Source organism: Cellulomonas telluris (assembly GCF_004886325.1).
GTDB lineage: Bacteria > Actinomycetota > Actinomycetes > Actinomycetales > Cellulomonadaceae > Cellulomonas > Cellulomonas telluris.
Window position 1 is genome coordinate 554743 of the sequence record NZ_QXFN01000003.1, and the last position, 11654, is coordinate 566396.

The 11654-nt window shown below is 75.1% G+C and carries 8 protein-coding genes; all 8 read right to left on the reverse strand.

Annotated elements, in window-relative coordinates; translation table 11 throughout:
* Positions 1–13 precede the first annotated feature (13 nt).
* Positions 14–1039 carry a glycosyltransferase family 2 protein gene (locus FB586_RS11375; protein WP_168800532.1) on the reverse strand — a complete coding sequence of 342 codons (1026 nt, stop codon included), beginning with the start codon at positions 1037–1039 and terminating at the stop codon, positions 14–16.
* Positions 1036–2178: a glycosyltransferase family 4 protein gene (locus tag FB586_RS11380; RefSeq protein ID WP_136519411.1), complete on the reverse strand. Its 1143-nt coding sequence runs from the start codon at positions 2176–2178 to the stop codon at positions 1036–1038. Before FB586_RS11380 ends, FB586_RS11375 begins: the two co-directional genes overlap by 4 nt.
* On the reverse strand, positions 2175–3176 hold the full coding sequence (locus tag FB586_RS11385; protein ID WP_136519412.1) for a lysylphosphatidylglycerol synthase domain-containing protein: 1002 nt from the start codon (positions 3174–3176) through the stop codon (positions 2175–2177). The genes FB586_RS11380 and FB586_RS11385 overlap by 4 nt, the downstream gene beginning before the upstream one ends.
* Positions 3173–4420, reverse strand: a complete 1248-nt coding sequence (locus FB586_RS11390) for a polysaccharide pyruvyl transferase family protein (RefSeq protein ID WP_136519413.1) — start codon at positions 4418–4420, stop codon at positions 3173–3175. The genes FB586_RS11385 and FB586_RS11390 overlap by 4 nt, the downstream gene beginning before the upstream one ends.
* Positions 4417–5643, reverse strand: a complete 1227-nt coding sequence (locus FB586_RS11395) for a glycosyltransferase (protein WP_136519414.1) — start codon at positions 5641–5643, stop codon at positions 4417–4419. The genes FB586_RS11390 and FB586_RS11395 overlap by 4 nt, the downstream gene beginning before the upstream one ends.
* 26 nt (positions 5644–5669) lie before the next feature.
* Positions 5670–8045 (reverse strand): LasA N-terminal domain-containing protein, encoded by a 2376-nt coding sequence (locus tag FB586_RS11400; RefSeq protein WP_136519415.1) that lies wholly within the window; start codon positions 8043–8045, stop codon positions 5670–5672.
* Positions 8045–8653, reverse strand: coding sequence for a hypothetical protein (locus tag FB586_RS11405; protein ID WP_136519416.1), 609 nt, complete (start codon positions 8651–8653; stop codon positions 8045–8047). Before FB586_RS11405 ends, FB586_RS11400 begins: the two co-directional genes overlap by 1 nt.
* Positions 8654–8768: 115 nt before the next feature.
* Positions 8769–11468 (reverse strand): N-acetylmuramoyl-L-alanine amidase, encoded by a 2700-nt coding sequence (locus tag FB586_RS11410; RefSeq protein WP_136519417.1) that lies wholly within the window; start codon positions 11466–11468, stop codon positions 8769–8771.
* Positions 11469–11654: the final 186 nt, after the last annotated feature.

An 11654-nucleotide genomic window follows, 5' to 3' on the forward strand; every position in this document is an offset into this window, starting at 1 on the left:
CACCCGTGGCCGGTCAGCGCGTCGGGGTCCTGCCGAGCACGGAGTCGAGGCGTCGGCGTTCGGCGAAGGTCCGCGGCAGCCGGAGCACGGCGTCCCGCAGCGCACGGCGGCGTGCCGCTCGCACCGGTGCCGGCTCCGCCCGTGCGACCGTCGCACGTACGGTGCCGAGCGTCTGCCGGGCGAGCGAGGCCGCCACGACCGCCAGAGGCGCATGGCGAGCGACCACCACGAGGGCGTTGCGCGTGTTGTAGTACCGGAACAGCGGGCTGCGCTCGTCCGAGGACGCGGCGTGACGGTGCTCGGCGAGCGCGGACGACGCGTAGCGGATGCGCCATCCCGCGCGCCGCAGCTTGTACGACACGTCGGTGTCCTCGTAGTAGAGGAACAGCGAGCCGTCGAAGCCGCCGACCTCCGCGAGGGCCGACCACCGCAGGAGCGCCGCGGCCCCGCAGAAGCCGGGGACGTCGCCGTCGCTCGCCTCGGACCCCGACGGCGCCAGCCAGTCGCGGTCGTGGCCGGCCCCCCAGGTGTCGACCACGTTGCCCGTCGAGTTCACCAGGCGTACCGCACCCGGCGTGCCGGCCGGGCACGGCCGGACCCAGCCGTGCCGTGCCCGCACGGCCCCCGGCGACCCCGGTGGCACCGGGCAGAACCAGCCGGCGAGCAGCACCTTGGCCGTGACCGCACCCACCTCGGCGTCCTCGCGGAGCACGTCGAGCATCCGTTCCAGGCCGTCCGGGGCCAGCACGGCGTCGTTGTTGAGCAGGAGGACGGCCTCACCGCGGAAGTCCTGGCAACCGAGCGCGACCCCACCCGCGAAGCCGAGGTTGGTCGGGCTCGCGATCACCCGCACCGTCGGGTACTCCGTGCGCAGCAGCTCGAGCGTCCCGTCGGCGGAGCCGTTGTCGACGACCACGACCTCGAGCTCGTCGCGTGCGGTCTGCGCCAGCAGCGAGTCCAGGCAGGGACGGAGCAGGTCCGCGCCGTTCCACGACACGACCAGCGCGCGGACGGGCAGTGCCCCCTGGGTGGCGCTCACCCGGCCACCGCGCGGTAGACGGCGACGTGCGCCGCCGTGCTCGTCGCCCAGTCGAACTCCGCCGCACGGGCCCGAGCACCTGCCGCGAGGGCGTCCCGGTCACGTGCGGCGCGCACGAGGCCGTCGGCGAGGTCCCGTTCCGACAGCGGGTCCACGAGCACCGCGCAGTCGGCGGTGACGAGCTCGGCCATGGACGTCCCCGCCGAGGTGACGACGGGGACGCCGTGCGCGAGGGCCTCCAGGACGGGGAGCCCGAAACCCTCCCAGACGGAGGGGAACGCGAACAGCGCGGCCCCAGCGTAGGCGCGTGCGAGATCGTCGTCCGACAGGCGCCCGACGAGGTGCACGGTGGGTCCGGCGGCGCCGTCCGTGCCCGCGGCGAGCTGCTCGTGGGTCCCTCCCCACCCGCGGGGCCCGGCCAGCACGAGGTCGAGCCCGATCCGGCTCGCGACGGACCTGTGCGCGGCCACGAGGCGGTCGAGGTTCTTGCGCGGCTCCAGCGTCCCGCACCACAGGACGTAGGGGCGGTGCAGCCCGTGCCGTGACCGGAAGTCGGCGACGTCCTCGCCCGACACGGGCGGGACCCGGACGCCGTGCGGGACGACGTGGACGCGCTCGTGCGGCAGACCGTGCCGCAGGCAGTCGTCGGCGGTCGTGGCCGACGGGACGACCACGGCCGCGGCCTCGCGCTGCGCGACGGCGAGCGCCGCACGGAAGAACGCGTTGCCGCGCGGCGTGAAGTGCGACGGATCCCGCAGGAACGCCAGGTCGTGCACCGTGACCACCAACGGGACCGCGGCCGGCGGGACCGCCCACGTGGTCGCGTGCACGACGTCGAGCTCGCCGCGCCGGGTGCCCGTCAGCAGGCCCGCGAGGACGCCCGAGCGGGACCGTCGCCAGGCCTCGTACGTCGCGGCCCTGGGGAGCGGCGACGTCCGCACCACCAGGTCCTCGGGCAGGTCGGGATGACCGCAGTGACCTCGTGCGGCCAGCCCGACGACCGCGGCGTCCGGCCGGTGGCGGAGCCCGGCGACGAGCTCGCGGACATACGTCCCCGAGCCGCCGGGCGTGGGCTGCCAGAGCTGCTCCACCGTGACACCGACCCGCAGCGCAGGACCGGGCGCCGTCCCGGCGGTCATCGGGCGGCGTCCGGCGCCGCGACCCGCTGCCGCCGGCGCCCCGCCGAGCGCGAGACGGCGGTGGCGGCGAAGAACAGCAGGTCGATGAGAACGCTGTGCAGGCGCGTCGCCACCGCGACCAGGAGGGCGAGCGCGGGAGACATCACGAGGCTCAGCAGGGCGATCTGGATGCCCTCGCGCACCCCGATGCCACCGGGCGCGAAGACCGCCAGCATGCTCGCGGCCCCCGCCAGCGTGCTGACGCCGACGACGTAGCCCACCTGGTCGAAGCCGAGGCCGGGGTCGACGGTCTTGGCGACGAAGAACAGGGACGCGCCGCCCATCACGGCGCCCACGGCGTAGAGGCCGGAGCCGACGCCGACCGTGCGCCACGTCGCCTCGCTGCCCGGGTCGAGCGGGGGACGCCGCAGGAGCCGGAAGGCGAGGCGGAGCACGCGGTTGAACACCGGTGGGGGGAGCACGGCGACGCAGGCCACCAGCGCCACCACGAGCAGGACGCGCAGCCCCGGGGCTACCGAGTCGGCCTGGGGCACCACGAGCAGGAGCGCGATCGCGAAGATCAGCTGGGCCAGGATCTGCAGGGACGCCTCGAGCAGCGAGCTGACGGCGAGCTTGCGGCGCGGCACCCCGTGCTGCGAGGCGAACCAGATCTTGCCGAGGATCCACGGGGCGGTGCCCGGGATGTACCGGCCGAGCCACGACTTGGCGTACACGTACGCGAGCTCACGGTCCAGGCGCACGCCGCGCGCGCCCAGCGAGCGCAGCAGGACCGTCCAGATGAACGCGCCCCAGTAGCGGAACGCGAGCGCGAGGACGGTCGCGACGACCGCGCACCACCACAGCGGCTGCACGTCGGCGAGCGCGCTCAGGTCCGTGGCCTGCACGTACACCACGAGGAAGGCGACGATGAGGAGGTAGAAGGCGGCCTCCAGGGAGCGCCGCAGCCACCGGCGCCGCGAGCCCGTGCGCGTACCCGACCCGCGGAGGTCGTCGGTCACGGGCGGGAGCCTCCCGACCCCACGAGCGCGGCCACGGCGGAGAAGCTCGAGCGGACGGAGGCGCGCAGACGCGTGGTCGCTGCGACGACGTCGCCCCGCACCTCGTCACGGTGCTCGAGCACGTCGTCGAACAGCGAGAGGACGCGGGGGACGAAGTCCTCCTCGAGCGCCGCCTCGATCGGGATCGCCCGGTGGCCCTGCCCGATCTGGTCGAAGAACACCCGTCCCTTGTCGACGTAGTAGACGTTGACGCACGGCACCCCGGCGCTGATGCCGATGATGTTGGAGTGCAGGCGGAAGCCGATCATCGCCGTGGCCCGCGCCACCAGGGAGCGGACCTGCGCGGGCGACAACGTGTCGGCGTCGAGGATGCGGACGCTGTCGGGCGCTGCGCTGTGGTCGCGCAGGAGGCGGCACAGCGCGGCGTCGCTCTCCGAGAGGTGCATCGGCACGAGCAGCACGCGCAGCGCGTGGCGCCGCGTCAGCTCTCCCATCAGGGCCGTCAGGCTGTCCAGGTAGGCCTGGTGCCTCGGGTCGGGGCCACGCCGCCGCCGGAAGGGCAGCCGCTCGGCGTACTTGAAGGGCAGGATGCCGCCGGGCCGGTAGTGGAACCAGTCCCGCGGGCCGATGCACACGAAGCCGTCGGCGAGGAACTCCTCGTCGATCCCGAAGTCCTCGCGCAGCGTCGTGAGCGTCGCCGCGTCGAGCGGCTCCGGCTCGGGGAGGACGGCCGGGTCCGAGGCGGCGCGCACCTTGCCGGGGTCTGCGCCCCAGGCCAGCAGCTTGTCCCGCGACTCCTCGTCCCGGACGAGGAAGAGGGAGGTGCGGTTGACGAGCCGCGCGATGATCCGGCGGCTGCGCGCGGAGGCGGTCGGGCCGATCCCCTGGAAGGCGCCGACGACGCGCGGGTTCGCCCACGACACCGCGGTCATCTTCAGCGCCCAGTACCAGAGCGCCGCCTTGTTGGTGTAGTCCTTCAGCAGCTCGCCGCCGCCCCAGAGCACCAGGTCGCTGCGTCGTGCGGCACGCAGCAGACGCACCATGTCGAGCGGTCGCAGGGACTGGAAGTCCATGTCGAGGAAGTCGATGCCGTACCACTCGGCGTCCCGCCGGGGGTGCTGCGAGATGCCGGTGACGGTCGCGTCGGGGAACAGCTCGCGGACGAGCTGGATGTTCCCCTCGGCGATCGCGCGGTCACCGCGGTTCTCGGCGAGGTCGCTGTTGATCAGGAGGACGGACGTCATGCGGGAGGCGCTCCATCGAAGAGGAGGTCGAGGTGCTGGCGGGCGACGACGGGCCAGGCGAGCCGGCGCGCGGTGGTGCGGGCGCGCTCGCCGATCAGCGAGCGCTCGGAGGGGGAGAGGTGCACGGCCCGGACGAGGGCCGCGGCGAGGGCCGTGCTGTCGCGCTGCGGGACGAGGAACCCGTTCACCCCGTCCTCGAGGACGTCGTCCGCGCCGCTCTCCGGTGTGGCGACGCAGGGCCGGCCGGCGGCGAGGCCCTCCAGGAGGGCGATGGGCAGCCCCTCCACGTCGCCGTCGGAGGCGACGACGGACGGGACCACCACCACGGCGGCGGAGCGGACGAGGTCCGCCTTGGCCTCGCCCGTGACGTAGCCGGGGAACTCCACGCGTCCACCCAGCCCGAGCTCCACCGCCTCGGCCGTCAGGGCGCTGCGGAGCGGTCCGTCACCGGCGACGACCAGGCGGACGTCGCCGAGCTCCGGTCCGGCCTCGGCGAAGGCGCGCAGCAGGAAGGAGACGCCCTTCTTCTCGACGAGGCGGCCGATGAACAGCACCGTCCCATCCGCAGGAGGGGTCTCGTCGGCGGCGTCCACGTGGACCCCCATCGGCAGGACCCGACCTCGGTCGGCGACCTCCGCCCACGCCTCCCCGGGGAAGAACTGGCGGAGGCGGCCCATCGACCGCCGGCTCACGGCGGTGAACGCCGCGGCGCGGCGCACGTGCCACCGGACGACCGCCGCGCCCAGGGGCCCGAACCGGTGCCAGACCGCGACGTCCGAGGCGTGCGTGGTGAACACCGTCCGGCTGCCGACCAGGCGCGCGACCCACACGCTCGTGATGGCCTGCGGCGTGAACCAGTGCGCGTACAGCACGTCGGGGCGCAGCGACCGGGCGAGCCGCCACAGGGCCCAGAACTCGGCCAGGAAGAAGAACGGCAGCACCACGTGCAGGTGCGGCTCGGCACGCAGCGCCGGCATGATCCCCCGGCCGGCGAGGCGCTCGAGCCGTCGCGGCCACATGTAGTGGAACCGGTGCTCGACGAACGACGGCCAGCGGCGCACGGTACGCGTCTGCGACCGCCGGTCGTGCGGTGCGAGGACGTGCCACTCGACGTCCGGGTCGAGGGCCTGCATCGCGACCACCTGGTCGCGGACGAAGGCAGGGACGTGGTCCTCGTCGTTCGCCGGGAAGGTCGACGCGACCACGAGCACCCGTCTGACCACCGGGCGACCCTACCAGCCGTCCCCGGTCACCCGACCGTCACGGAGCGGCACCCGAGCAGGGGGTTCTCCTCCTTCTCGAGGTCGATCGCGTAGGTGCACACCTCGTGCGGACCCGGCGCGACGGAGCGCAGGGTGGGGGAGTACCCGTGCCTGTCACCGAGCCCGTACGCTCGCTCGACGTCGGGGCGGCTGCGGTCGGCGGACACCGAGAGCACGGGCTGGCCGTCCAGGTAGACGTGCACCCGGATTGGACCCGTGGAGTTCGGGTCGAGCGCCCAGCCCGTCACCGTCACCGACGTGCCGGAGGCCGTCACGGAGTCGAGCGCACCGATCGGCAGGCCGTTCACGACGGCGGTCGTGCACGCGACCGTCGTGAACCGGCCGGTGCTCGCGTCCGCGGCGTCGACGCACAGCTCGTAGCTGCCCGCTGCGAGCGGCCCGCCCGACCAGACGAACCCGTGGGTGTCGCCGAAGCCGAACCGGGCGCCCGAGCCGGCGAGGGCGGCGTCGGCGGTGAGCGTCGCGACGACGCGCCCGTCGATGCGCAGGCGCGTGCTCAGCGCGGTGTCCTGGTCCGGGTCCACGACCCACCCGGACGCGGCGATGCCGTCCCGCGTCGCCGACACGGTCAGGTCGCCCACGGGCGCCTCGTTGCGTGCCTCGACCGTGCGGCACCCGACCACCGGGTTGGCGCCGCCGCCCGTGTCGATCGCCCACACGCAGACCTCGCGCCGGCCGCTCTCGGCCGGGATCGTCGTCGAGAAGCCGTGGGCGGCACCCCGGCCGTACGCGCGCTCGACGTCGGGCCGCGCCGCCGAGGCGACGAGGGACCGCACGGGCTTCCCGTCCACGTACACGTGCACCCGGATCGAGGCCGTGGTGTCCGGGTCCAGCGCCCACCCGCGCACCCCGAGGGTCCCCGGACCGGCGGTGACGGCGTCCAGGGAGCCGACGGGCGGGGCGTTGGTCACGGTGACCGTGCGGCACGTGAGGGTGAGCGCGGTGCCGCTCGTCGCGTCGACGGCCTGGACGCAGACGGACCGGCGTCCCGGTGCCGCCTGCGCGGACAGGGTGTACCCGTGCGCGGCGCCGCGTCCGTACGCCCGCTCGACGTCCCGCCGGGTGGCGGAGGCCGTCGCCGACGCGACCGCCGCGCCGTCGACCAGCAGCCGGACGCCGATCGAGGCGTCCGTGTCGGGGTCGAGCGCCCATCCGCGCGCGGTGACGGTGCCGCCCGAGACGGTGACCTCGTCGAGCGCGCCGATCGGCTCGGCGTTGGCCACGACCACGTCCCGGCACCCGACCAGGGGGTTCACGGCGCCGCCGTTGCCGTCGATCGCGTAGACGCACACGCGGCGGGGACCCGGTGCGACGCCGAGGGTGGTCGAGAAGCCCACCGAGGCGGACACGCCGAACGCGGCGGCCACGTCCGGCCGCGACGCGTTGGCGCGCACGGACCGGACCGGGGCACCGTCGACGTACACGTGCACCTGGATGCTGGAGCTCACGTCCGGGTCGAACGCCCAGCCGCGGACGGTGACCTTGCCCCCGCCGGACGCGGCCACGGTGTCGAGCGCGGCCACGGGCTGGCGCTGGGTGGTCGAGCCGAACCAGTCGGTGAAGTAGTTCCAGAAGTTGCGGTTGCCGTACGACGAGCAGGAGTCGCCCGTGCCGTACCCCGCCGCGAGCGCGGCCGCGTTCGGCTGGTACGGCGTGTAGTTGTACAGGCTCGCTGTCGCCTGGTTCTCGATGTGGACAGGGGAGGAGGAGCAGGCGGCGACGGGGTGGTACCGGACGTTCACGACGCGTCCCGCCTGGTGGGTCCAGGACGTCGGGTGCGCGGCGTAGCGCTGGAACTGCCGTGCTGCGGAGTACACCTGGGCGAAGAACCCGGCGTACGCGCTGTCGCAGGGGGCGGTGTCGGGGCAGGCGAAGCCCAGCGCCTTGTCGTAGGTCGACTTCGGCCGGGCCTGGGTGATGAGGCCCTGCTCCTTCTGCAACGTCACGAGCAGCACCTGGGGGTTGATGCCGCAGGCGCGTGCGACCTTCGTGACGATCTGGGCCGCGGTCTCGTTCGTGGCACCCGTGTAGGTCTGCCGGCAGTACGCGTCCGCGGGGCGGGTGGTCGTGGACTGCCGGTAGTCCTTGAGGCACGTGAGCGAACCGCTCGTCGTGCAGCCCGCCCCCCGCGCGACCAGGAACGACTGCACCTGGGCGGCGGACATGGCGTCGCTGTCGTAGAAGATGGCGTCGCTGATGATGTGCCCCGGACGGAAGTCGCGCAGGTCCGCGCCCTGCGCGGGGGCTGCGGGCGCGACGAGGACGGCGATCCCGGCGCCGAGGGCCAGGGCGCAGGACACCAGGGCGCCGACCGCCGCGCGCAGGGCGCGCCCGCCCCGCATCACGGCACCTCCACGTCGACCGTGGCCGACGCGCCCGTCGACGTCGCGGACGCGTACTCGACGCGGACCTGCCAGGTGCCCGACCGCAGCTGCGCGGCCGGCACCGACATCACCCCGCACGAGGTGGTGGTCACGTCGGCGAGCGCGGGCTGCTCCGTGGTCGCCGTGGCCCCGCCACCGGTCGCGGTGAGCGTGCACGTGCCGTCCTCCTCGTACACCTGGGCGTACGCCGACGCCTCGATGGCCCGCGTCGCCGTGCTCCACTCGGCGAACCCGAGCACGACGTCGACGGTGCGCCGTCCGTCCGGTCCGCCGCCGGGACGGCCGGGCGCCGACGTGGCGGGAGCGGACGGCTCCGGCGCGGGCGCGGGCGCGGGCGCCGCGGTGGGGGCTGCCGAGCCGGGGGCCGTGCCGGGCGCGGTCTCGGGGGCGGCCGGGTCCGTCGGCTCCGAGGGACCCGTGGACGTCGAGGCCGAGGGTCCCGTCGCCGACGCGTCGGCGGGGCTGCCGCCGGGCCCGCGCAGGGCCAGGACGAGCGTGACGGCACCGGCGGCCGCGAGGACGCCGACGGCGCCGACGACGAGTGCTGTGCGCGAGGTGTGGGTCATGGTTCTCGTTCGACGTCCGGGCGTGGCGTGGTCGACGCTAGCGCGAGGCGGGCGGCGTGACGTCGATGCCGTCGCCGGACGCGGCGAGTTGTCGTGGTTCCTCCGGGTTCCCGTCTCAGCCCACGGTCGTGACCCGGCAGCCGAGCGAGGGGTTCGGACCTCCCGGGACGTCGATCAGGTAGAGGCACACCTCGTGGCGCCCGGGCGGGGCGGCGACGGTGCCGCTGAACCCGTGCCGGTCGCCGACCCCGTGCACGCGGGCGACGTCCGGCCGTGAGCGGTCCGCGGTGAGGGACCGGACGGGGGAGCCGTCGACGTACACGTGCACCCGGATCGGTGCGGTCGTGTCGGGGTCGAAGCCCCAGCCCCGGACGGACACATCTCCCGCGGTGCCCTCGAGGGCGTCCCACGCGCCGACCGGCGGTGCGTTCCGCACCGTCACCGTCCGGCAGCCGAGCAGGGGGTTCGGGCCGGTCGGGACGTCGATGAGGTAGAGGCAGACCTCGTGCCGCCCGGCGGTGGCGGGCACCGTGCCGGAGAAGCCGTGCCGCTCGCCCACGCCGTGCGCCCGGGCGACGTCCGGACGGGAGCCGTCCGCCCGCAGGGACCGGACCGGGCTGCCGTCGACGTAGACGTGCACCCGGACGGGGTCGGTCGTGTCGCGGTCGAAGGCCCACCCGCGGACACCGATCGTCGACGGGGTCGTGACCACCGCGTCCAGGGCGCCCACGGGCGGATGACCGACCTGGACCGTCCGGCAGGCCAGCTGGGGGTTGTGCCCCTCCGGGACGTTGATGAGGTACAGGCACACCTGGTGGACGCCCGGGGTGGTGCGCACGGAGCCGGCGAACCCGTGGTTCGGACCGACGCCGAAGGCCTGCGCGACGTCCGGGCGGGAGCCGTCGGCGGTGATCGAGCGGACGGGTGCGCCGTCCAGGTACACGTGGACGCGGACCGGGTCGCTCGTGTCGGGGTCGAACGCCCAGCCGCGGACCGCCACGGCGGTCGCCGTCGTGGTCACGGCGTCCAGCGAGCCCACGGGCGTCGCGTTCTGCACCTGCGACCACGTGCACCCGAGGTTGACGTCGTGCCCCGGTCCGACGTTCAGGGCCGTGACGCACACGGCGTGCCGCCCGTTCGGGGCGGGGACGCGCACACGGAAGCCGTGCAGCGGTCCCTCGCCGGGGTGGGCGGCACCCACGTCGGGGCGGTGGAGGTCGGCGACGACCGTGCGTGTCGTGCCGCCCACGTCCACGCGCACGCTGACGGGCGCGGTGCTGCCCGGCTCGGCCGCCCAGCCGCTCACGGTCACCGCGCCCCCGCGGGCGTCGACCGAGTCCCAGGACCCGAACGGTGAGGCCGCCACGGTCCCGTCGGCCAGGACGGCGACCCGGTTCCGGATCGCTCCGAGCGCGGCGTAGAGCGTCTGGCCCGGGCAGCTGGTGTACTGCGCGTCGCGGTGGCCGAACACCGTCGGGAAGGTGACCGCGGTGCCGGCGGGGTACTTCGACGCGCCGCCGCCGGAGACCAGGGTCACCGAGGCGCTCGCCGAGATGCGGTGGACGGCGAACTTCCACGCGATGACCTGGCTGATCGCCTCGGTCATGGCAACCGGTGCCGTGGTCGAGCCGTACTCGCCGATCGCCGCGACGCCGAAGGTCCGGCTGTTGAAGCCGCCGGTGTGGACGCCGACGACCGGCCGGTCCATGCCGCCGCTGCGCCCCTCGAAGACGCGTCCCCACTTGTCGACGAGGAAGTTGTAGCCGATGTCGCACCAGCCGCGGCCGCCTCCGGACTCCGGCCGGGTGTGGTACGCGAGGATGCCGCGCAGGATCCCGGGCACGTCAGCGGCCGAGTAGGAGTTCGACGAGGCCGTGTGGTGCACCGCGGCGGCGCGCACGTCGCGGGAGTAGTCCGGCGAGCACGTCACGAGCGACTCGTCGGCACCCCACTGCGCGCGCGTGACGATGCCCGGCGCGGCCACCGCGGTACGGAGCGCGGCACCGGTGGCGTTCGCGGCCGGGTCGGGCCCGGGGTCGATGAGCACGACCTTCAGCCCGGCCACGGTCCCCCGCTCCGCGTCCGCCCAGACCTGGATCCCGTCGGCGTCGGGCGCCACCACCGCGTCGGACGCGCCGCGGCTGGGCGCGCCGCCCTCGGCGCCGTCCGCGTCGGGGGCGACGTCCGAGGCGCCGACCGCCTCCCAGTCGCTCCACCGGCCGTCGCTGCGCAGGCGGTAGCGGACGACGACGTCCTCGAGGTCGTCGGTCACGTCCCAGCTGACGCCGAACACGGAGAAGGGCTCGACCTCCAGCTCCGGCGTGAGGACGGCCGGCGGTGTCGTCGGCACGGCCGCGGCGACGGGTGCGTCGCCCGGCGTGGCCGACGGGGTGGCTCCGTCCGTCGCCGCGTCGGTCGCTGCGTCGGTCGCCGACCGGCCGCCGGACCGTCGGGCGTCCTCCTCGGGCTGGTCCGCGCCCGGCTCCGCGGACGGCTCGCCCCCCGCGCCGGGACCCGCGTCCGGTTCGGCCCCCGTGCCCGGACCCGCGTCCGGCTCGGCCGCGGGCTGCCCGGAGACGCCGGAGGAGGCCAGCGCCTCGGGTGCGACGTCCTCGGCGGGCAGCGGTGCCTGCGGCGGCAGCTCGCGCAGCTCCTCGACGTCGACGCCCGACAGGTCGAGCTCCTGCACCTGGGGCGTGCTGACCGCGACGTCGGCCGGCAGGGCGCCCGCCGACGCGCCGGCCGGGACGCCACTGGCCACGGCGAGCGATGCGGACAGCGACGTGATCGTCAGGAGCCGGACGAGAGTCGGCACGGCGTACCTCCGTGGTGTGACGCGTCCGGGCCGGACGGGGTCGACGTTCCTCCCGAGTGTGCATGGGATCACGAGGTCCTGGTGGACGTCGGCGGGCGTGGCGGGATCCCCGGTCGGTGCCGCGGCGCGTCGGCGACGAGGTAGCGTCCGCGTCCGTGGGTCACGACCGGGGCCCGAGGGGCGCGA